Below are 22,559 nucleotides of genomic sequence, written 5' to 3'. Positions count from 1 at the left end.
ATATCTCGTCTCAATATGGACAGCGCTTTAAGTACAAAATTTTCTCATGAGCTATGATTTGAAAATCTTTGTTGAAGCTGGCTAAATAGGATTTGCATGCCTTGAGTCGCTGTTTCGGGGATTAAATGATATTGCTGCGGTACACGAAGGTGATCGGCTTTAGGGTCGATATAATAGGCTTCACAGCTTTCAGGTATTTCATGAATCAGTCCGGCAACTGGGTAAACCACTAAACTGGATCCGATCACGATAAAAATATCGGCATCTTGAACCAGTTGCATGGCTTGTTCATAAGCCGGAACTGCTTCGCCAAACCAGACCACATGCGGACGCAGCGGATAGCCTTGCGGGCATTTGTCGAGTTCCAGATTTAATTCCCAACCTTGAATCGGATAGAAAGTCTCAGAATACTGGGCACCTGGGGCAGAGCTTTTGGCTAAGCGAATATTGCCATGTAAATGTAGGACATACCGGTTTCCAGCACGTTCATGCAAATCATCTATATTTTGGGTAATCACATAACAATCTGCAAAGTCTTGAATTTTGGCAATCAGTTGATGGGCTAAATTTGGCTGTGCTTCCAAAACACTTTTGCGCCGTGCATTATAAAAGCGTTGCACCAGTTCCGGATTTCTTTTCCATGCTTGGGGCGTCGCGACATCTTCAATCTTGTGGTTTTCCCAGAGCCCATCATGATCACGAAACGTATTGATTCCGCTTTCTGCACTCATTCCTGCACCGGAAAAGATCACGATTTTTGGCATTTTTTCTCAGTTCTTTGTCTTTAATTTAAATAAACGTATCATAAATTATTCAGGTTTTGATAGGTTTTATAGAGCACTGCAATTTTACTTTTGAGCCGCTATAAAGCAAAAGCCCCCACAAATTTGTGAGGGCTAATTCTGTTATTTTTCTATTAAGCAATAAACTGCTGAACAGCCTGATTGAACTCATTTGGACATTCAATATTTGAAATATGCGAGGCATTAATTTCAAATAATGCGCTATTTTTAATATGATTTACCATATATTGACCGTCTGAAACTGTGGTCACTGGATCTTTTTGACCTGCAATAACCAGTATCGGTACACGAATTTCTTCTAACTGTTCACGTAAATCTGCTTTTGCTAAAGCTTCACAGCAACTTGCGTAACCTTCGGCGCTGCCAGCTGCCAGGCTGTTTTGCAACTTTTCAATTTCTGCTGCATTGCTTTGAATAAATTTATCTGTAAACCAGCGCCCGGCTGCAGTTGAAGCGATCGGCTGTAAACCTTGCTCACGCACCAGTGCTGCGCGCTCATTCCACGCTTGTTCTTGACCAATTTTCGCTGCAGTATTGCAGACAACGATTTGGTTAAAACGTTTGGCCTTGTGAACGGCAAGCCATTGACCGGTTAAGCCACCCATTGAAATACCACAAAAAACAGCTTTTTCAATATTAAGATGGTCAAGCAAGTTCACTACGTCTTGACCCAATTGCTCAAGCGTATAGGGACCTTGTGGAGCTGATGATGCACCATGACCGCGTGTGTCATAACAAATCACAAAAAAATCATCTTTAAAATGATCAATTTGAGGTTGCCACATTGCATAATTCGTCCCAAGCGAATTTGAAAAAATGATCGCAGGTTTAGTCACATTACCAAAGGTTTGGTAATTGATTTGAGCACCATTAGAGCTAAAAGTTGGCATTTCATTAAATCCTTAATCTTATAAATCCCCCTAAATCCCCCTGAGCGAGACTTAAGCATTGCTTTAAGTCGATGCGCAAGAAAGGGGGACTTTGAATGAGGATTAAACGCGTTCAATAATTAAAGCGATACCTTGACCGACACCAATACACATTGAACAAAGGCCATACTTGCCACCAGTTTGTTCCAGCTGATTTAAAGCAGTCGTCACCAGACGTGCACCTGATGCACCGAGGGGATGACCAATCGCAATCGCTCCACCATTCGGATTCACTTTTGCTGAGCCATCCTCTAAACCTAGGTCACGGGTTACGGCTAACGCTTGAGCAGAAAAGGCTTCATTCAGCTCGATGACATCCATCTGCTCTAAAGTCAAACCAGTTTGTTTCAACAGCTTTTTAATCGCAGGTGCAGGACCAAAGCCCATGATGCGAGGTTCAACGCCGACCACCGTTGCGCCAATAATTTTGGCCCGTGGTTTCAAGCCATACTGTGCTACAGCATCATCCGAAGCAATCAGAAGGGCTGCTGCCCCGTCATTGATTCCTGACGCATTACCTGCCGTCACCGTACCCTCGGCTTTCACCACAGGTTTCAGCTTGGTTAAACCTTCTAATGTTGTTGAAGCACGTGGATGTTCATCGGTATCCACGACAACAGGATCGCCTTTACGCTGCGGAATCACCACAGGCACGATTTCCTTGGCAAAGAAACCTTTTGCTTGTGCTGCTGCTGTGCGCTGCTGACTTGAGAAAGCAAACTGGTCTTGGTCTGCACGGTTAATGTTGAACTGTGCAGCCACATTTTCAGCAGTTTGCGGCATGGTTTCGACACCATACATTTCTTTCAGTTTTGGATTGATAAAACGCCAGCCCATGGTGGTGTCTTCAAGTTTTTGACTACGACCAAAGGCAGTTTCCGATTTGCCCATTACCAATGGCGCACGACTCATGGATTCCACACCGCCGGCAATAATCAGGTCTGCTTCACCGGCTTTAATGGCACGCGCTGCCATCGCCACCGCATCCAGCGATGAACCACATAAACGGTTGACGGTCGTTGCAGGCACCTGATAAGGCAGACCTGCAAGCAGTGCTGACATGCGACCCACGTTACGGTTGTCTTCGCCGGCCTGATTGGCACAGCCATAAATCACATCATCCACCGATTCCCAGTTCACTGACGGATTTCGCTGGATCAAGGCTTTGATTGGAAGTGCACCGAGGTCATCGGCACGAACGGGTGCCAGACCACCGGCATAGCGACCGAATGGGGTACGGATGGCATCTACGATATATGCATTTTTCATTGTGTATTTACTCACATATTTAAAAGAAGAAAACTCCTCCCTTTTTTAAAGGGAGGTTGGGAGGGATTTAATGAAGTAGTTTTATTCCTCAAATCCTCCCTAAATCCCTCCTTTAATAAAGGAGGGACTTCCCCTTAATTTGATTGAGTCGCATCAATCAGTTTGGCACCGGTCAATGACTGTAATTCTTCAAATGACAGACCTTCAACTTTCTCAATCACTTTCATGCCGTCGCTTGTCACATCAATCACACACAGGTCGGTATAGATACGGTCGACACATTTCAGGCCGGTTGCCGGATAGCTGAGTTCTGAAACAATCTTTGGTTCGCCTTTTTTGGTCACGTGGTCTGTAGTGATAAAGACTTTCTTTGCACCCACTGCCAAATCCATCGCACCGCCCACTGCTGGGATGGCATCCGGTGCACCGGTATGCCAGTTGGCCAGGTCACCATTTTCAGCGACCTGAAATGCGCCAAGCACAGCAATATCTAGGTGACCGCCACGCATCATCGCGAATGAATCGCCATGATGGAAGAAAGAACCGCCTTCAAGCAAGGTGACAAACTCTTTACCGGCATTAATTAACTCTGGATCACGGTCTTCTTCAGCAGGAGGAGGACCGAAGGCCAGCAAACCATTTTCAGAGTGTAAAAACACGTCTTTGTCTGAAGGCAGGTAGCTGGAAATCTTGGTCGGCAAGCCAATCCCGAGATTGACATAGGCGCCATCTGGAATGTCTTGTGCCACACGTTCAGCAATCTGGTCACGGCTTAATTTGGTATAACTCATCTTTTAATACTCCAATGCCAATTACTGTGCAGGTTTTACTGCAACCACGTGTTGAACAAAAATCCCCGGGGTGATGATGTGCTCTGGATCAAGTGCACCCAGTTCAACCACTTCAGAAACCTGGGCAATGGTGACATCGGCTGCCATGGCCATAATCGGGCCAAAGTTACGTGCCGATTTACGGTAAACCAGATTGCCCCAGCGGTCGCCCTGATGCGCCTTGATCAAGGCAAAATCGGCCTTGATTGGATTTTCCAGCACAAAGTCTTTGCCGTCATAGTTCAGGGTCGGTTTTCCTTCCGCCAGCAAGGTACCAAAACCGGTTGGGGTATAGATGGGACCGAGGCCCATACCAGCCGCCTGGATACGGCAGGCCAGATTGCCTTGCGGAACAAGTTCCAGTTCAATTTTCCCGGCACGATAGATTTCATCAAACACATAAGAATCGGACTGACGAGGGAAAGAACAGATAATTTTGCGCACCGCACCGGTTTTGAGCAGCTTGGCCAAACCGTAATCGCCATTACCGGCATTGTTGTTGACAATGATCAGGTCTTTAACACCCAGTTCAATCAAGCCATCAATCAGTTCAGCCGGTTGGCCAGCCGTACCGAAACCACCAATCATGATGGTTGCACCATCTTTAATTTGGGAAAGTGCTTCAGTCAGTGAAGCGGAGCTTTTATCAATCATAATGTTTCCTAGACAATCATTTACCCATTAACTTTTAGAGCTTTGAGTTGAAGGGAGAGCAGTGCTATTCGGTTCAGGTTTAGTTAAAACTAAATGTGCAATGACACCGATACAAATACCCCAAAATACGGAACTGAGCCCTAAAAAATGCATGCCAGAGGCAGTGGCTAAAAAAGTGATGAGAGCTGCATCTCGATGAGATTCATTTTTCATCGCGACAGAAATATTGGTTGCAATCGCACCCAGTAAAGCAAGACCTGCTAATGCAGCGACCAGTTCTTTAGGCAGTAAGCTGAACAACATCACAATACTGCCGGCAAATAAACCGCCTAAAATGTAAAAAATACCGTTAGCGATTCCGGCGATATAACGTTTGTCTTTCAGTTCATGGGCATCTTTACCCATACATAAAGCAGCAGTGATAGAGGCCAGAACGATGGTAATCCCACCGACACAAGCGACTGCCAAGGATGCAATACTGGTTACCGTGATAATCGGTTTAGCCGGAGTGTCATAACCACTGAGTTTCATGATGGCCATACCCGGTAAAAACTGACCGGAAAGACTGACCAGAATCAGTGGAATGGCCAGATTCAGGGTTGAACTCCATGTCCATTCAGGGGCAATGAATTGCGGAATGGCGAGGGTGAAATCGACATCCACCGGATTCATCTTGCCTAAAACCAGACTCAGAACCACACCTGAAACGAGCACCCAAACCATGGCATAGCGTGGCACTAAACGCTTTGCAACGAGAAACACCATCAGCATGCCAAAAACAATCATCGGCATGGTGTCAGTTGCAGTAAACAGCCCCAGACCAAACTGAAAAAGGATTCCGGCCATCATGCCAGCTGCGACATCTTGGGGAATCCATTTCAATAATTTGTCGAAATAACCGGTAATTCCAATCAAAAAAATCACCACAGCAGAAGTGATGTATGCGGCGATGGCTTCATTCAATGAAATATTGGGGAACAGGGTCACCAATAATGCCGTTCCCGGTGCAGACCACGCGGTAATCACCGGAACTTTGTATTTAATCGAAAGAAAAATACCGGCAACAGCTGCACCAATTGAAATTCCCCAAATCCACGAAATCATCATGGCACTGGAAACTTGCGCTTTTTGGGCGGCTTGGAAAAAAATGATCAGTGGACCTGAATAGGAAATCAGCACGGCCAAAAATCCTGCGACCGTGGCTGAAATGGACCAATCATCTTTTAATGTTTTTAACAGGGTCGTCATTGCGCTATTGCCTCCATGCGTAGAATTCAATGATCCTGTTGAATTTTGATGAGATCAGGTTTAACCCTGATCGCCACCACCTACAGGAACCACAGTTCCTGTCATATATGAAGATTCATCTGAAGCCAAAAATACGATGGCATTCACCTGTTCTTGAATGGTGCCGTAGCGCCCCAAGAAAGTACGGTCAATGGTTTGATCGACTACTTGTTGCATCCACGCTTGTTCATTTTCAGAAAGTGGATTGGCATTGCGTGGCACTTTACGTGGTGGCGCTTCTGTACCCCCAGTTGCCACCGCATTGACACGGATACCATCTTTGGCATGTTCAAATGCAAGGGCAGCCGTTAAACCATTTACGCCACCTTTAGAAGCAGAGTAAGGCACACGGTTGATACCACGTGTTGCAATAGATGAAACGTTAACGATAGTACCTTTTTGATTTTTAATCATTTCAGGTAGCACTGCACGGCAGCACCACATCGTTGGGAACAATGAACGATTCACTTCCTTGATAATTTCTTCTTCAGAAAATTCTTCGAAAGGTTTCATCCAGATCGCGCCACCGACATTGTTAATCAGGGCATCGACACGACCATAAGTCGCTATTGCTTTTTCAACGACCGACTGGGCACCGGCAAAAGTTTCCAGATTGGCTTTGACAGTAATCGCATCGCCACCAGTGGCTTCAATTTCAGCCAGTACTTCTTCCACATAAGGGGAAAGGTCAGCCATCACCACTTGTGCGCCTTCGCTGGCAACTTGCAGCGCCACACCGCGACCAATGCCTTGAGCGGCACCGGTCACAATTACGACTTTATCTTGAAATCTTTGACGATCAGACATTTGATGGATTCCCGAATTAGTTTGCAGAGAATTTTTCAAATAAGAAGCTTGCAGGTTTAACACCTTCAGCATCTAACCAGCCGCGTACGGCTTCTACCATCATGACAGGACCACACAGATAAATATCGACATCGCCTGCATTTAACCAGTCATTTTCAATATGACCTGTCACATAACCTTTACGCTCATGTGCAGATTCCGGATTTGCAACTACAGTACGATATTCAAACCAAGGGAATTTCTCTTGAAGTTCATTCAGTTTTTCAATTGCCACCAAGTCAAAGTCATTGGTTACACCAAAAACTAAACGTACCGGATGTTCTGAACCTTTTTCTTCAAGCACTTGCAACATTGACATAAATGGTGCAATACCCGTACCACCTGCAAGCATTAACACAGGACGAGTAACTGGACGTAAGTAGAAACTACCAAATGGACCGGCGAAAGTCATTTTGTCGCCCGCTTTGGCATTGGCACTTAAGAACTCGCTCATTTTGCCATTTGGTACGTTACGTACCACAAAACTGGTTAAACGATTACCCGGTTTAGAGCTGAAAGAATAAGAACGGGTTTCAGTGGTTCCTGGAATACCCACATTGACATATTGACCTGCCAAGAAGTGAACGTCAGGCTGACCTTCGTCTAACTGGATGTCAAAGGTGATGGTCGAGTCAGATAAATTTTCTACACGCGCCAAAGTACCTTGGAATGCGTGAATTTCAGTTTTACAAACTTCTGATGAAGCTTGAATCTGGAATACTGCGTCTGAAGTCGGTTTACACTGACAAGCTAGGATGTAACCTTCAGCTGCTTCTTCAGGGGTTAAAGCATCTTCAATATAAGTTTCTTCAGGCATGTCATATGAACCTGATTCACAAAACGCACGGCACGTTCCACAAGCACCATCACGGCAGTCTAAAGGAATATTGATCTTTTGACGGTAGGCTGCATCTGACAGTGTTTCTCCGTCCGAAACAGAAATAAAACGTGTAACGCCATCTTCAAATTGAAGTGCAACATTGTGGTTTGACATGGCTGAATATCCTATATTAAATCTTTGTAACTGGACCTTTCAGCCAATTTTCCATCTGGCTGAAAGGTTTTACCGTCTGTGTGAGCAGTCTTAGAGGTGATACACATCAATCACTTGATTGATGTAATCATTTTTGAGAACCACGTATTTGTTCAAGATTTTGAACTGCTCGCTTGAGCAATCAATCACATAACGTGACATACCGAAGTAGCTGTAATTGGTTTTATAACGGAAACTCAAAGTATTCCAGTTAAAACGCACAGTTACTTGATCACCGTTTTGTTCAACAATTTCAATATTGCAAATGTTGTGACTGGTACGGGTATCCGGCATGGTTGCAGAAGAACGTTCAGTCTTGATACGGAACACGCGGTCTTCTAAACCTTGACGGTCAGGGTAATAAATCAAAGAGATTTCAGACTGAGGATCTGTAGTCAGTTTGTCATCATCATCCCAAGATGGCATCCAGAATTCTGCTGATGGGGCATAGCACTGTAACCAGTCATCCCATTGTTCATCATCCAGAAAACGAGCTTCTTTGTAGAGGAATTGAGCAATTTTTTCTAAAGTAATCGCGCTCATGCGTTTTCTCCTTCAGTTGCAGCAAGTTCTTTTTCAGAAGTAATCGCGTCTTTCATCAGATGTAACCAGTGTTCATGCTGAGCAAGATACAAACCTTCATCTTCAGTTTTAATTCCTGAAAGTTTTGGTTTTAAACCAATTTCATTGGCTGCATCATCTGGACCTTGAATCCAGTGTTTTGCACCACGGCTCATATCATTCCATTCAAGCGCAATACCGGCATAACCCGCCTGACAGGCACGGAATTCTTCAAGATCGTCTGGAGTTGCCATACCTGAAGCATTAAAGAAGTCTTCATACTGACGAATACGGCGTGAACGCGCTTCTTTGTCTTCACCCACAGGGGCGATACAGTAAATGGTCACTTCAGTTTTGCTTGGAGATAACGGGCGAAGTACACGAATTTGTGAACCGAACTGATCCATGAAATAGACGTTTGGATAAATACACAGGTTACGAGAACGCTCGATCATCCATTTCGCCATTGCAGCACCGAATTTCTCGGTATATTCCTCTGCTTTAGGGAAGTTTGGACGGTCTTCAGGGTTCGCCCATTGGGTCCAAAGTAACATGTGACCATTGTCGAAACCGTAAGAACCACCGCCTTGTTTACCCCAAGAACCCGCACTCATGGCACGAATGTTGTCACCGGCTTCTTTTTCTTTACGTTGCTGAGTCGTTGCAGCATAGTTCCAGTGTACTGCAGACACGTGGTAACCATCGGCACCATTTTCAGCAGTTAACTTCCAGTTACCTTCATAAGTGTAGGTAGAAGCACCACGTAAAACTTCAAGACCTTGATCAGACTGACCCACAATCATGTCCATGATTTTAGTCGCTTCGCCAAGGTATTCTTCTAGCGGTGGAACATCGGGGTTTAAGCTGCCAAACAAGAAACCTTTATAGCTTTCGAAACGGGCTACTTTCTTAAGATCGTGAGAACCATCTTTGTTAAAGCAGTCTGAATAGCCTGCATCAGCAGGATCTTTAACTTTTAACAATTTACCCGAGTTGTTAAATGTCCAACCGTGGAATGGGCAAGTATAGGTCGCTTTATTGCCTTTCTTATTGCGACACAATTGTGCGCCACGGTGTGAACAGGCATTAATCATGGCATTCAATTCACCTGCACGGTTACGTGCAATGATGATTGGTTGACGGCCAATATAAGTGGTATAGAAATCGTTATTATTCGGAATTTGGCTTTCATGTGCCAGGTAAACCCAATTGCCTTCAAAGATATATTTCATCTCTAAATCGAATAAGGCTTGATCTGTGAATACTGAACGATGAAGTTTGAATTCACCTGTTTCATAGTTTTCAACAAGTAATTCATCAATGCGATCGAGATGGCTGGTGTTAATTACAGGAATACGTGGCATGTCCGTTCTCCGACTTTCCAAATTTGGGTAAGTCCCCGAAATGTCATTAAATTGACATCTCGGTTCCTTATCATGAGCTCATTAAGCGCTTGCGCGGCGACGTTCAACTTCAGTAGAAGGTGCACCTTCTTTATCGTGTTGAAGAACGACGTTGAATTGAATGTGTTTGAAAGGACCTTTCAAACCACGACGCGCGATTTCAGCTTCATCAGTAACATCAACAGCTTCTGCAACCAAACCTTCACGTGTACCGAATGCGAAGTCATCCCAAAGGTATTTGTCACCTTCGATGTTGAACTGGGTAGTTAATTTACGGAAGCCCGGTGCAGAGATGAAATAGTGTACGTGAGCAGGGCGTTGACCATGACGAGAGATCTGGTTTAATACGCCTTGAAGTGGACCTTCAGGGTTTAAGCCATAACCGACAGGCATGGTGGTAAGCGCAGTGTATTGACCTTTTTCGTCTGCAAAGATTGAGCGACGTAGGTTGAAGTGGCTTTGTGACTTATCAAAGAATGAATAGTTACCGTGGCTGTTGGCATGCCATACTTCAACTTTAGCACCCGGAACGATGTTGCCATCAGTATCAGTTACTGTACCGTCGATGATAAGCGTCGGGATTTTACCTTCTTCAGAACCATCGTCCATACGTGCAAAACCAGTTGATTCAGGTGCACCTGCGACATAAAGTGGACCTTCGATCGTACGTGGTGTACCACCGGCTAAACCTGCTTTTACATCTGCTTCATCAGCACGTAAGTCAAGGAAATGTTCAAGACCTACTGCAGAACCCATCAATGCAAACTCATCTGCTTTTGCAATGTCGATAATAGTTTCAATACCTTTCCAAACTTCTGATTGGCTTAAATCTAAGTCTTCAATCGCTTGGAATAAATCTGTAACTAAACGTACCAGTACTTGTTGTACGCGTGCATTTACTGGACCTTCAGAAGTGTCCACGTTACAAGCTTTAACTACATTTTCAATCGTTTGACGATCCATTTTGTTACTCCTTGGAAGTATGCTTTTGGGTGGCTAGTTTCTCAGTGTTTGCTTTGAGATCACTGGCTGCCACAGTCCTTGTTAATTACCCTTTGAATGTTGCTTTTGCGAAGATGGAGAAGAAGTTCGCCATCTTGCATGTTTGAAACTTAGCGATCGTCTTCATGAATAGAAGAAGGATGACGGTTCAACGGCATAACTTCAATATTCATATACGGATATAGCGGAAGACCTTGTAAAATATTGTGTAGCTCTTCATTGCTCTCGACATCAAAAATACTGATGTTTGAGTACTGACCGGTAATGCGCCAGATATGACGCCATTTACCTTGACGCTGTAAATCATGTGAATAAGCTTTTTCAACGGCTTTAATTTCGTTGGCTTGTTCAGCTGGCATATCCAGGGGAATATTTACATCCATGCGTACTTGGAAAAGCATGTCTAACTCCTTCAATTACTGACGACGTAAGTTGTCAATTTTGTCTAAATCGAGTTCGATACCTAAACCAGGTACAGTTGGCAGAACCAACTCATAGTTTTGATATTGAAGCGGTGTTTTTAAAATTTCTTCAGTCAATAGCAGTGGGCCGAATAACTCTGTGCCATAAGCCAGGCTTTCGAAAGTTGAGAATACATGCGCTGAAGCAATGGTACCGACCGGACCTTCAAGCATGGTGCCGCCATACAGGTCAATTCCTGCAAGTTTGGCAATTTTTCCAACTTCACAACCTTCAATCAGACCACCTGACTGGGCAATTTTTACTGCAAATACTGATGCACCGTTGTTACGGGCAATCTGATAAGCACTCTGCGGACCGTATAATGATTCATCCGCCATAATGGCAATATCAAAACGACGTGTTAAACGCTGCATTGCATCCAGGTTTTCAATCGCACAGGGTTGTTCAATCAGGTCAACACCGCCATCCTGCAATAACTGAATGCCTTTAACCGCTTCAAGTTCTGACCAGGCACGATTGACATCGACACGAATCGAGATATCTGGACCTAAAGCTTTCTTAATCGCTAAGACATGGGCAACGTCGTCTTCTACAGGACGTGAACCGATTTTGAGTTTGAATACGTTATGACGTTTCAGCTCAATCATTTTTTTCGCTTCAGCAATATCTTTTTCAGTATCACCTGAAGCAAGCACCCAAAGCACGGGCACGCTATCACGCAGACGGCCACCGAGGATTTCGCTCAACGGCAAACCTAGGCGTTGTGCCTGAATATCCAGTAGCGCAGTTTGAATAGCGCATTTAGCAAAACGGTTACCGTTAATATTACGTTTAAGCGTTTTAATTATTTGAGCGACATTTAGACCTGAAAGTGATTTTAGTAATGGCGCAAAATATGTTTCAATATTGGTTTTGACGCTTTCCGGACTTTCCTCACCATATCCCAATCCACCAATCGTGGTCGCTTCGCCCCAACCGGTAAAACCATCTTCAGTCGTGACTTTCACCAACACTAATGTTTGGGTTTGCATGGTTGCCACAGCCATCTTGTGCGGACGGATGGTTGGAATTTCAACAAGCAACGTTTCTATGGATTTGTACATCTTTAAGCTTCCCAATCTTGCTTTGTCTATCTCATGTGGTATACCTTAAAAGAATAAATATATACTGTCTAAGATCAAATTTGCATTTTATTATGCTTTAAAGGTATGGTTAATTATGGAACTAAGACATTTACGATACTTTGTTGCCGTGGTTGAAGAGCAAAGTTTCACGAAAGCGGCTGAAAAACTGTTTATTGCTCAGCCTCCTTTAAGCCGTCAGATACAAAACCTTGAAGCAGAGCTGGGTATCCAGCTTTTTGAGCGTGGAAGCCGACCATTACTGACCACTGAAGCGGGTCAGTTCTTTTATCAACACGCTGTTAAACTTTTGTCTAATGCCGAGGAAATTAAGGCCATGACACAGCGTGTAGGAATGGTCGAAAAAACCGTAACTATGGGTTTTGTCGGTTCTCTGCTTTATGGTTTATTACCGAAAATTGTCTATCTATTCCGTCAACAACAGCCGCATTTAAAAATTGAGCTCATCGAAATGAGCACCAAAGATCAAATTCAGGCGCTGAAGGAAGGGCGGATTGATGTAGGCTTTGGTCGACTACGAATTTCGGATCCTGCAGTTAGACGGATACTTTTACGCGAAGAGCCTTTAATGGTCGCGGTGCATGCCAGTCATCCACTTGCCATGCAAAAGAAAGGCGTCTATCTGACCGATATTGTGGATGAGAACCTGTTTTTATACCCAAGCCACCCTAAACCTAATTTTTCTACCCAAGTCCGATCGCTTTTTTCGGAATACGGTCTCGATCCAAAAAGTTTAAAAGAGGTACGTGAAATCCAGCTGGCTTTGGGACTTGTTGCCGCAGGTGAAGGGATTTGCGTGGTTCCTGAAAGTGCTAGAACCATTCAGTTATCGCATTTGCACTATATTCCTTTACTTGATGATGCTGCTGTTAGTCCTATTTTTCTGGCGATACGCAGCATGGATGAAAGTGAAGATATCCGCTCATTATTTGATTGTATTTATCAGGTTTATGACCTTGAAGCGATTGTTTATGACCGTGCCGTAATTTAACAGATCCAGGTCTCATCTCCCTACAATTTTTAGCATTGTCATACGCAAATCAAACCGTGATTTTTGAAATATGCCTACTGATCAAGTTGTCTATATTTGATCAGTAGGCATATTTTTTATCAGAAAAATAAGGTCAATAGAGAAAATAAAATGTCACAACCGGCAGAATCCAGTTTTTAGATATCTATAAGGTATTGTTTTCGTTTTTAATAACGCGAGTCTAACTTTTAAGGTATGAATATATATGTAATCGGTTTTGGACAAAAAAAACACTTTGCCGCATTGTCTGTACAAATCTAAAGATTCATATGCAGGAGCGCAAAGTGAATACCAATAAACTGAACATAAATACTTTAGTGGATGAAGCCAAATTTACTCCTTTTCATTGGGGAGTGCTGATTTGGTGTTTAATGATTATTATTTTCGACGGTTATGATTTAGTCATTTATGGCGTAGTCCTACCTATTTTAATGCAGGAGTGGGCACTCAGTTCAGTACAAGCCGGATTGCTGGCCAGTACCGCTCTGTTCGGCATGATGTTTGGTGCCATGAGTTTTGGCACACTCTCAGACAAGCTAGGTCGCAAAAAAACCATCATGATCTGTATTGCCATTTTTAGCGGTTTTACTTTCATGGGCGCATTTGCAAGCACACCGACTGAATTTGGCATATTACGATTCTTGGCAGGATTGGGTATTGGCGGAGTAATGCCAAACGTGGTTGCGCTGATGACTGAATATGCACCTAAACGTATTCGCAGCACCTTGGTTGCCATTATGTTTAGTGGCTATGCCATTGGTGGTATGGCTTCAGCTCTCTTGGGCGCATGGCTAGTGGCAGACCATGGCTGGAAAATCATGTTCTATATCGCCAGCATTCCTTTGTTTACCTTACCGTTAATTTGGAAATATCTCCCAGAATCCCTGATGTTTTTGACCAAAAAGGGTGAAACAGAAAAGACTCGTGCAATTGTGAAAAAAATTGCACCTGAACAAGAGATTGACCCAGAAACGACTTTTGTTCTGAATGAACCTACTGTTGGTGATGAGGCACCGTTACGTGCTTTATTTCAGCAAGGCCGCATGTTCAGTACCTTAATGTTTTGGGCAGCATTCTTTATGTGCTTGCTGATGGTCTATGCATTAGGCAGCTGGTTGCCAAAACTGATGATTCAGGCCGGCTATTCATTGGGTGCAAGTCTCATGTTCCTGTTTGCCCTGAATATTGGCGGCATGATCGGCGCAATTGGTGGCGGTGTTTTAGCGGATCGATTCCATTTAAAACCGGTACTGAGCATTATGTTTACTGTCGGAGCGATTGCCTTAATCTTGCTTGGCTTTAACAGCCCACAAGCGGTGCTATATGTTCTGATTGCGATTGCTGGTGCAGCAACCATCGGCTCACAAATTCTGCTTTATACTTTTGTTGCACAATTTTACCCAACTGCAGTTCGCTCAACAGGTATGGGCTGGGCATCAGGAATTGGACGAATTGGTGCCATTGTTGGACCTGTCTTAACCGGCACCTTACTCACTTTTGAATTACCTCATCAAATAAACTTTTTGGCCATCGCTATTCCAGGAATTATTGCTGCCTTGGCCATTTATCTGGTCAATTTAAAAGCGTCTGTTGATGGTCAATCCCGTACAGCGCATGAGGTTAACCCTACATCAATTACGCGAAAATTAACCCAATAATTTCTTATCATTTTCAATTAAGACAATGGTCTAAGTGAAATAGATTGCCATCGTAGTAGCGAAAATCTATTGCTAATATTTGATCGAACAACAACAAGTGAGTTTAGGATGAACACCACGCAACCAACAATGAAACGCACGTTCATGATGAGCATGATTGCCCTAAGTGTAGGGGGAGTCAGCGTAACGGCCCAAGCCCAAACCCAACAGCAAAAAGAAATTGAACAGCTCAGACAGGAAGTTCAAGCTTTGCGTAACCTGGTTGAACAGCAAAAAGTACAGACAGCGCAGACTGCAACTGCTATTGCAGCGGTTCAACGTCCAGCGCCTGTGGTTACAGCAACCCCTGTACTGAAAACTGCCAAAGGTGCCGAGTTTAATCTGTATGGTAATGTCCGTGCAGATGCATCCTATCAGGCTGAAGGTGGTGGTGTGGATATGCCATATAACCAGATCAATAGCGTGCCACTGGAAGGTACTGCTGGAAATAGTGATCGTTTAAGATCGACTTTATCTGCGACGCGTTTAGGTCTGGATTTTAAAACTCAGGCTGCTGAGCAAGAGGTCAAGGGTAAAATTGAAGTTGACTTCTTGGGTGGAGCCAACCTTGATAATTTGCGTATCCGTCACGCCTATGTGAATTATGGTAACTGGCTGATGGGGCAAACCTGGTCAAACTTTGCAGTACCTGACTATATGCCAGAAACCATTGATGCCTTAGCTTTTGTGGGGGGGGCAGTAAAACGTACGCCACAAGTGCGTTATACCACCAAATTTAGTCCACAAACCAATTTGGTTGTAGCGGCTGAAGATCCGAAAGATAAGTTAACTACACAGCGTTTACCTGCATTAACAGCGCGATTAAACCATCAGTTTGCCGACAATTTCAACATCAGTGCACGTGCCATGGGTCATGAAAAACGCATCAATAATGATGAAGAAATGGCATGGGGTGTGGGTATGGGTGCCAAGTATGATGTGGTACCGGGAACAACCCTAAAAGCCGATTATTACCATGTCAAAGGAGACAGCAGTTTTGTTTCCTTTACCAATAGTGGTGTGGTGACACAAGCGGATGGTAGCCTTGTACAAAGTGAGTTTGATTCGATTACTGTAGGTTTGACCCAACAGTTTAATGAAAAACTACGCGGTACTTTGGGATATGGTTATATGACTTTTGATGAAGATCAAAACTATATTGATGCTCTTGCAGATAAAACCAAAGCCAACAAAGAACTTTGGCAGGCATGGGCAAATATTTTCTATAGCCCAACCAAGCCTTTAAGTTTTGGTCTGGAATATGTCTATGGTGAACGTGAAGCGTTTGGTGCTGCACCAAATGGTAGTAAGACTGGTGAAGACAACCGCCTGAATGCTGTAGCGATCTATAACTTTTAATCTTCTATAACGACTAATTAAGAAAGCCTCTATTTTCAAATAGGGGCTTTCTTATATGAAGCATTTTTTGGATTTTATCTATCCATCAACATTATTCAGTGACTTCTACCGTTAAGCCATAAGTAAAGTTTTCTGTTGCCGGTTTTTGAGTGGCATCCTCATTTGCTTCTGGATAAGACGTGGTAATTAAATAAATACCTGCTTGATCTAATTTAATATCTACTTCGCCTTTAGCATTGGTTTTTACATGGGGCTGTTCACGTTTTGCATTAGGCTCGTAACTGCTGGCACCTTTAAACACATCAATTTCAAGGTTAGGAACAGGTTTGCCATTCATTAAAACCTGTGCTTTTAATGATTCTCCTGCATATAACTCATTTGGATGAGTCAGTAACTTGAACTCAAAACCTTTCTTGCTTGGTGCTGAAAGCGCAGAGGGTTTGCCTTTAGTCACATAACTTTCCGCAATAAAGTGGTTAGTCACTTCAAGCGTTTTCGCATTTGCAGGCACTTGATCCGCTGCAATCACGCGTGGTGGTTGATTATTGACAGGTTCTTTTTGAGTGCTTGCTGTTTCAACAGGTTTAGCTGCAGGCGCTTGCATCGGAGCACGAACTGGACGAACACGTAACCAGCGACCATCAACCAAGGCATATTTACCACTATTACCCAGCGCATCTTGAGTACGAATCCGGTAAGTACCTTCTTGAGGTAAATCAAATTCTGCAACATTAAAGCGTTTTAATGATGCTGCTGCATTTATCGGTTTTTGTTGACCGTCAGGTTCGGTAACAACATACGTGGTTTTAAAGTTATTCCCAGCAACGAAAAACTTCTCGACCGTAATCGCACTTTGGAAACTAATACTTTGCGCTGCCTTGGTATCAAATACTTCAGGAAGCAGAAAAGGGCTCATGGTATGAGCGTGACTCAGTACGGGTAGAGAGGTGAGTAAAGCAATTTTTAACCAGTTATTCATTGTTAGGTACTCCAGATCAACTTTATTTAATAGAATGACCGTAATCTACTTGATAATTACTATCATTATCAATAGTATTCATTAAAAATAATCTGGAGAATCAGCATGTCATCTGCTGTTAGAAATTTTTATCCTATCCGTAAGGCATTCCGTCTCTCACCATTGGTTATGGCGCTGGCACTGATTTCTCCTTTTCATGCAAATGCTGCCGAGCAAAGTGAAAAAATAGAGCAGTCTGAAAATATTGCCACACAAACCCATCGTTTCCATCGTGACCATATTTTAGGTACGTCTTTAGATATCGTGGTTCAAGGTGCTTCTAAACAAGAGGCTAAACGCGCTGTAGATGCCATTCAAAAAGAAATTAGCCAGTTAGATCAGGTGTTATCGATCTGGCGTGATGACAGTGAAATTACTGCTTTAAATAACAATAAACAGGGCAATGTTTCAGCTGAACTTTTTGAAGTGATTGCGGCCTGTGAAAACTGGCGTGATAAAACTTGTGGCGCTTTCGATGCCCGATTGGGTCAACTGGTTACTTTATGGGAACAATCTCAAGGTGTAGTCAAACTGGATGAAGCCACCCGTGCCCAAGTTTTAAATCAGTTAAAAGCTGACAGCGTAAAATTAGATGCAGAACAACAAAGCATTGCGATGGATTCAGCTGTGAAATTTGCACCAGATGCCTATGCCAAAGGATATATTATTGACCGTGCACTGGTTGCAGCGCGTAAAGCTGTGCCAAGTATTGAAGGTCTGTTGGTGGATATTGGCGGTGAAATCCGTGTTTGGGGTAATGCTCCACAAAAAGATGGCTGGAAAATTGGCGTACAAGATGCCTTTGACCATACGGATAACAGCGCACCACAACAAGTTTTGAACTTAAAAGATCAAGCGATTGCCTTTAGTGGACAAGGTTACCGCAGTCTTGCAGGACAAACTCATTTACTAGACCCGAAAACGGGCATGCCTTTACAGCAAGTCGAACAATGTGTTGTGGTCGGAACCTGTGCAGCAGATGCTGATGCTTTAGCGACAGCTTTAGCCGCAATGACGCCATCTGAAGGCTTGGAACTTATTGAAGCACTGATTGGTTATGAAGCTAAAGTGACTTTGACGGATGGTCAGGTTTATCTAAGTTCGGGTTGGAACAGCCTGGTTCAAACGCCTCAACATGCAGAAATGCGAACTGTAGCAGCCGGTCAATCCTCTGCAAAATGGCCAGCAGGTTATCAAGCCATTATTGACCTGACGATTCCTAAAATTGCTGTTGAAAAATACCGTGCCCCATATGTTTCGGTTTGGGTAACAGATGCCAATAAAAAAATTGTCCGTACCTTGGCGGTGTGGGGCAAAGATGAGAAATGGATTAACTCGAACTATGTCTGGTATCGCCGTTATGGACGCCAAATGCCAAACTTGGATGCCGTAGCGAAACCCTCACGTCAACCGGGTCATTACAAATTGGCTTGGGATGGTAAAGATGAAACCGGTAAAGCGGTAGCAGCAGGTCAGTACCTGATTCATATTGAAACCTCGCGTGAGCATGGTGAACATTCTTATCAAACATTCAATCTGGATGTAAAAGCCAAAGGCTCAAACCAGACGCTACCTGCGCAAAAAGAAATTGGCACAGTACAACTCAACTTTCAGAAAGTGAACTAAGGCCGAATACGTGTATCAACGTCGTGATTTTTACCGCCATGCACGCTATGTGCATGGCTGGCTTTCAGCTTTTGCATTTATCACTTTACTGTTTTTTTCTGTGACGGGCTTGTTGCTGAATCATCCTGAATGGTTTGAACCGGCTCAAACAGAAGAAACGGCTAAATTGACTTTACCTGCATCTGTTCTAAAGTCGATTAAGCAGCAAGAAAACCCAAGCGATACTATTTTGACTTATGTCCGCCAACAGCAAAATCTGGTTGGACGTTATCAAAGTAGCGAAGTCATGGACAACGAAGTGATGATTCGTCTGGAAAGTCCAGCCGGAGCGACCGATATTTTTGTGATGGCGGATACAGGGGAAACTGAAATCACCCAAAAGCCGGCGTCTACAGTATCGATGCTGAATGATTTACACCGTGGCAAAAATTCAGGGCTGGGTTGGAGCTGGCTGATTGATATCAGCGCGATTATTTATATTATGTTGTCATTAGCGGGCTATATTTTGTTTTTAAGCATTAAAACACGACTCGTCACACACCTGGTGCTCACAGCAGTCAGTCTGGCGATGATTATTTTACTGATTTGGACTGCGGTATAGGTAATCTCATCTCATGACACATTCTGTTGCTGTGGTTTTAATTGCACTCGCCATTTTATTACTGCTTTATGCCGTGATTATTGCTTACTTGATTTTAATCAATCGTAAGCAAAAAAAAGAAACGATATTTAATCACAAAGATTATCTGATTGTTTTTGCAAGTCAATCGGGGCAGGCAGAAAATTTTGCCAGGCACACAGCACAACAGTTAAAACATGTTGGGCAAACCGTCACCGTGGTCGATATTCAATATTTGACTGTTGAACACTTACTGCAAGCCAACAAAGTCTTATGGTTTGTGAGTACCTATGGTGAAGGTGATGCACCTGATACTGCACGGATGGTGGTAAAGAATATCTTTAGCCATCCGGCTTTAGACCTTTCCCATCAGTCCTATGCCATTTTAGCCTTGGGTGATAAGCGCTATAGCAATTTTTGTCAATTTGGACAGCTTTTAAATCACCATTTGCAACAGCATCAAGCACAAGCTTTATTTGAAATGGTCTGTGTCGATTATTTGAAGCAGGTAGATTTAAATCTCTGGACACAACGTTTAGAACAGCTCACGCATCAACAATTAATGCCTGTTGAACAAGCGCAAAACTGGCATTCCTTTATCTTGGAAAATCGGGTGTGTTTAAATAACGGTAGCCAAGGCAATCCAATTTATCAAATTCAATTGTCTTATATTGAAGGGCTTACATGGTCATCTGGAGATATTCTAGAAGTTCAATGTGGCAATCGGCTTGAAGATATACAGGCATTTTTACAAGCCCAGCAAAAAACAGTGAATGACGATTTATTAGCGATATTGCAGTTTAAGAATTTAAGACAAATCCCCGAACAGCGACTCAATGAATCTTTTGAGGATTGGATCCAACGCTTTGATGAGTTAGCCATTCGTGAATATTCAATTGCCAGTATTCCTGAACAAAGCATTCTAGAACTGGTGGTGAGACAGGAAAAAACGGCAACAGGTTTAGGTCTAGGTTCTGGTTGGTTAACTGAACATGCCTTGCTTGGACAAGCGATTGTTGCAAAAATCCGCTCTAATCCTACATTCCATTTAAAACCGACCCACAAACCTTTAATTCTAATTGGCAATGGAACGGGAATCGCGGGTCTAGTCGCTCATTTAGCGCAAAGACAGCAATGGGGCGATCAGCAAAATTGGCTTATTTTCGGTGAACGCCAGCAGCAGTTTGACCATCTGTATAAAGAGCAGATCCAACTGTGGAAAACGCAAGGTTTGCTGCCTTATGTGGATTATGCATTTTCCCGTGATCAAACTGAAAAAATCTATGTACAACATATCTTGCAGCAAAAATCTGAACTGCTTTTGCATTGGGTTGAAACTGGTGCATCCATTTATGTTTGCGGTAGCTTAAAAGGCATGGCACAAGAAGTAGATCAGACCTTGTTCAATATTCTAGGTGCTGAACAATTAGAACAGATGAAACTTGAAGGGCGCTATCAACGAGATGTTTATTAAAGACAGTTTATGTATTAAATTGAATTCAATATAAAAAGGGCATGTTTACATGCCCTTAATCCTATATTTTATTGTTAAAAAGTAGCTGGAATATAGCTAAGCGTTCGACCTAGTATTCATGCCAAAAACGATTTACCCCTAAAACTGTGCTCAGCTTTAAGGGGGGGCGGTAAAATAGAAATCAAATTTAAAAAATGAATTATTGAATCAGTTTTACACCGGTAACTTTTTGAATATGTTCAAAGCTGACGTCTTTAGCCAGTTCAACCAGTTTAACACCTTCAGCGGTAATATCGAGTACACCCAAGTCACTAATAATACGGTGTACTACGCCTTTACCGGTGAGTGGCAGGGCACATTGCTCGACAATTTTTGGCGTGCCATCTTTAGCGCAGTGTTCCATCAACACAACCACTTTCTGTACACCCGCAACCAAGTCCATGGCACCGCCCATGCCTTTGACTTTTTTACCCGGAATCATCCAGTTGGCTAAATCACCTGTTTGGGAGACTTCCATCGCACCTAAAATGGCAATATTGACATGACCACCACGAATCATCGCGAAAGAGTCAGCGCTGGAGAAAAAAGCGGCACCTTTGCGAGCAGTAACGGTTTGTTTGCCGGCATTAATCAAATCTGCATCGACAGTTTCCTGCGTTGGAAATTCACCAATGCCCAATAAGCCATTTTCTGACTGTAACCAGACATCCATATTTTCAGGGATATAGTTCGCCACCAGTGTCGGTAAGCCAATGCCTAAATTGACATAGAAACCATCTTCAAGTTCCAAAGCGGCACGCTGTGCCATTTCATTACGAGTCCAAGCCATTTATACAGCCTCCGCTTTTAATGTCATTTGTTCGATGCGTTTTTCAGGATGGGGGTTTAAAATAATACGGTTGATATAAATGCCGGGAAGATGGATTTCATCGGGATCCAAATCGCCAATTTCAACAATTTCTTCCACTTCGGCAATGCTGATTTTACCGGCCATGGCACAGACTGGATTAAAGTTTTGTGCAGTTTTACGGAAAATCAAATTTCCGGCTTTGTCTGCTTTATAGGCTTTAACCAGGGCAATATCGGCAGTTAAGGAATTTTCCAGAATATATTCCTTGTCCTCAAATTCACGAACTTCTTTCCCTTCGGCAATCAGCGTTCCCACACCAGTCTGGGTGAAAAATGCCGGAATACCGGCACCACCGGCACGAAGTTTTTCCGCCAATGTGCCTTGCGGTGTCAGTTCAACTTCCAGTTCGCCGTTTAAATACTGACGTTCGAATTCTTTGTTTTCACCCACATAGGATGAAATCATTTTTTTGATTTGTTTAGTTTCGAGCAAAATACCCAAACCAAAACCATCGACGCCGGCATTGTTGGAAATGCAGGTCAATTGTTTGGCACCGGTGTCTTTGAGTGCCGCAATTAATGCTTCCGGAATGCCACATAAACCGAAACCACCGACTGCTAAGGTTTGACCGTCTTTGACGATATCTTGTAATGCCGCTTGTGCACTTTCATAAACTTTATTTGGCATTTAATCCCTCTTTTTTA

22 protein-coding genes are annotated in these 22,559 nt (G+C 43.3%); 6 read left to right on the top strand and 16 right to left on the bottom strand.

The features are described 5' to 3' along the window. Positions 1 to 44: 44 nt before the first annotated feature. The 13 genes from B9T23_RS05055 to B9T23_RS04995 all read right to left on the bottom strand — a co-directional run bounded on the left by B9T23_RS05055 (position 45) and on the right by B9T23_RS04995 (position 12,143). Entirely contained in the window at positions 45 to 764 is a 720-nt protein-coding gene (locus B9T23_RS05055; protein ID WP_086193264.1) for an SIR2 family NAD-dependent protein deacylase, read from the bottom strand. Between the two features lie 152 nt (positions 765 to 916). Beyond that, on the bottom strand, positions 917 to 1,693 hold the full coding sequence (gene pcaD / locus B9T23_RS05050; protein ID WP_086193263.1) for a 3-oxoadipate enol-lactonase: 777 nt from the start codon (positions 1,691 to 1,693) through the stop codon (positions 917 to 919). 102 nt (positions 1,694 to 1,795) lie between these two features. Beyond that, entirely contained in the window at positions 1,796 to 3,001 is a 1,206-nt protein-coding gene (pcaF, locus tag B9T23_RS05045) for a 3-oxoadipyl-CoA thiolase (protein WP_086193262.1), read from the bottom strand. A gap of 134 nt (positions 3,002 to 3,135) precedes the next feature. Next, the gene (locus B9T23_RS05040; RefSeq protein WP_086193261.1) at positions 3,136 to 3,792 is read right to left on the bottom strand and encodes a 3-oxoacid CoA-transferase subunit B; all 657 of its coding nucleotides are present in this window, start codon (positions 3,790 to 3,792) and stop codon (positions 3,136 to 3,138) included. A gap of 21 nt (positions 3,793 to 3,813) precedes the next feature. Continuing rightward, on the bottom strand, positions 3,814 to 4,485 hold the full coding sequence (locus tag B9T23_RS05035; RefSeq protein ID WP_086193260.1) for a 3-oxoacid CoA-transferase subunit A: 672 nt from the start codon (positions 4,483 to 4,485) through the stop codon (positions 3,814 to 3,816). Between the two features lie 27 nt (positions 4,486 to 4,512). Beyond that, complete coding sequence (benE, locus tag B9T23_RS05030; protein WP_086193259.1) at positions 4,513 to 5,733, bottom strand: benzoate/H(+) symporter BenE; 1,221 nt, start codon at positions 5,731 to 5,733, stop codon at positions 4,513 to 4,515. 60 nt (positions 5,734 to 5,793) lie between these two features. Beyond that, positions 5,794 to 6,579: a benzoate diol dehydrogenase BenD gene (gene benD / locus B9T23_RS05025; protein ID WP_086193368.1), complete on the bottom strand. Its 786-nt coding sequence runs from the start codon at positions 6,577 to 6,579 to the stop codon at positions 5,794 to 5,796. Between the two features lie 16 nt (positions 6,580 to 6,595). Further along, a complete protein-coding gene (benC, locus tag B9T23_RS05020; RefSeq protein WP_086193258.1) occupies positions 6,596 to 7,612 on the bottom strand; it encodes a benzoate 1,2-dioxygenase electron transfer component BenC in 1,017 nt (338 codons plus the stop codon). A 90-nt stretch (positions 7,613 to 7,702) separates the two neighbouring features. Beyond that, positions 7,703 to 8,194 carry a benzoate 1,2-dioxygenase small subunit gene (gene benB, locus B9T23_RS05015; protein ID WP_086193257.1) on the bottom strand — a complete coding sequence of 164 codons (492 nt, stop codon included), beginning with the start codon at positions 8,192 to 8,194 and terminating at the stop codon, positions 7,703 to 7,705. Next, on the bottom strand, positions 8,191 to 9,576 hold the full coding sequence (gene benA / locus B9T23_RS05010; RefSeq protein ID WP_086193256.1) for a benzoate 1,2-dioxygenase large subunit: 1,386 nt from the start codon (positions 9,574 to 9,576) through the stop codon (positions 8,191 to 8,193). The genes benB and benA overlap by 4 nt, the downstream gene beginning before the upstream one ends. Before the next feature lie 81 nt (positions 9,577 to 9,657). Then, the gene (gene catA, locus B9T23_RS05005) at positions 9,658 to 10,578 is read right to left on the bottom strand and encodes a catechol 1,2-dioxygenase (protein ID WP_086193255.1); all 921 of its coding nucleotides are present in this window, start codon (positions 10,576 to 10,578) and stop codon (positions 9,658 to 9,660) included. Positions 10,579 to 10,727: 149 nt separating this feature from the next. Beyond that, positions 10,728 to 11,018, bottom strand: coding sequence for a muconolactone Delta-isomerase (gene catC, locus B9T23_RS05000; protein ID WP_086193254.1), 291 nt, complete (start codon positions 11,016 to 11,018; stop codon positions 10,728 to 10,730). A gap of 15 nt (positions 11,019 to 11,033) precedes the next feature. Continuing rightward, positions 11,034 to 12,143, bottom strand: coding sequence for a muconate/chloromuconate family cycloisomerase (locus tag B9T23_RS04995; RefSeq protein WP_086193253.1), 1,110 nt, complete (start codon positions 12,141 to 12,143; stop codon positions 11,034 to 11,036). 115 nt (positions 12,144 to 12,258) lie between these two features. On the opposite strand from B9T23_RS04995, the gene B9T23_RS04990 reads away from it, so the two are divergent. The 3 genes from B9T23_RS04990 to B9T23_RS04980 all read left to right on the top strand — a co-directional run bounded on the left by B9T23_RS04990 (position 12,259) and on the right by B9T23_RS04980 (position 16,268). Continuing rightward, entirely contained in the window at positions 12,259 to 13,173 is a 915-nt protein-coding gene (locus tag B9T23_RS04990) for a LysR family transcriptional regulator (protein ID WP_067722600.1), read from the top strand. 323 nt (positions 13,174 to 13,496) lie between these two features. Continuing rightward, complete coding sequence (locus B9T23_RS04985) at positions 13,497 to 14,870, top strand: MFS transporter (protein WP_086193367.1); 1,374 nt, start codon at positions 13,497 to 13,499, stop codon at positions 14,868 to 14,870. Between the two features lie 108 nt (positions 14,871 to 14,978). Further along, positions 14,979 to 16,268 carry a DcaP family trimeric outer membrane transporter gene (locus B9T23_RS04980; RefSeq protein WP_086193252.1) on the top strand — a complete coding sequence of 430 codons (1,290 nt, stop codon included), beginning with the start codon at positions 14,979 to 14,981 and terminating at the stop codon, positions 16,266 to 16,268. Positions 16,269 to 16,359: 91 nt separating this feature from the next. Here the strand turns inward: B9T23_RS04980 and B9T23_RS04975 are convergent, their stop codons facing one another. Then, a complete protein-coding gene (locus tag B9T23_RS04975; protein WP_086193251.1) occupies positions 16,360 to 17,247 on the bottom strand; it encodes a DUF4198 domain-containing protein in 888 nt (295 codons plus the stop codon). Between the two features lie 105 nt (positions 17,248 to 17,352). Between B9T23_RS04975 and B9T23_RS04970 the strand changes: the two genes are divergently transcribed. Genes B9T23_RS04970 through B9T23_RS04960 form a run of 3 tightly spaced genes read left to right on the top strand, consistent with a single transcriptional unit; the run spans position 17,353 to position 21,005 of the window. Further along, positions 17,353 to 18,912 (top strand): DUF2271 domain-containing protein, encoded by a 1,560-nt coding sequence (locus B9T23_RS04970; RefSeq protein ID WP_086193250.1) that lies wholly within the window; start codon positions 17,353 to 17,355, stop codon positions 18,910 to 18,912. 10 nt (positions 18,913 to 18,922) lie between these two features. Continuing rightward, positions 18,923 to 19,513: a PepSY-associated TM helix domain-containing protein gene (locus B9T23_RS04965; RefSeq protein WP_086193249.1), complete on the top strand. Its 591-nt coding sequence runs from the start codon at positions 18,923 to 18,925 to the stop codon at positions 19,511 to 19,513. A 13-nt stretch (positions 19,514 to 19,526) separates the two neighbouring features. After that, complete coding sequence (locus tag B9T23_RS04960) at positions 19,527 to 21,005, top strand: sulfite reductase subunit alpha (protein ID WP_086193248.1); 1,479 nt, start codon at positions 19,527 to 19,529, stop codon at positions 21,003 to 21,005. Positions 21,006 to 21,204: 199 nt separating this feature from the next. Here the strand turns inward: B9T23_RS04960 and B9T23_RS04955 are convergent, their stop codons facing one another. Then, positions 21,205 to 21,834, bottom strand: coding sequence for a CoA transferase subunit B (locus B9T23_RS04955; protein ID WP_086193247.1), 630 nt, complete (start codon positions 21,832 to 21,834; stop codon positions 21,205 to 21,207). Continuing rightward, the gene (locus B9T23_RS04950) at positions 21,835 to 22,542 is read right to left on the bottom strand and encodes a CoA transferase subunit A (RefSeq protein WP_086193246.1); all 708 of its coding nucleotides are present in this window, start codon (positions 22,540 to 22,542) and stop codon (positions 21,835 to 21,837) included. Positions 22,543 to 22,559 lie beyond the last annotated feature (17 nt).

It is taken from the genome of Acinetobacter terrae (genome assembly GCF_002135195.1).
Lineage (GTDB): Bacteria > Pseudomonadota > Gammaproteobacteria > Pseudomonadales > Moraxellaceae > Acinetobacter > Acinetobacter terrae.
Note: the sequence above shows the minus strand (reverse complement) of the source record. Positions and strands in the feature narration are given on the sequence as shown.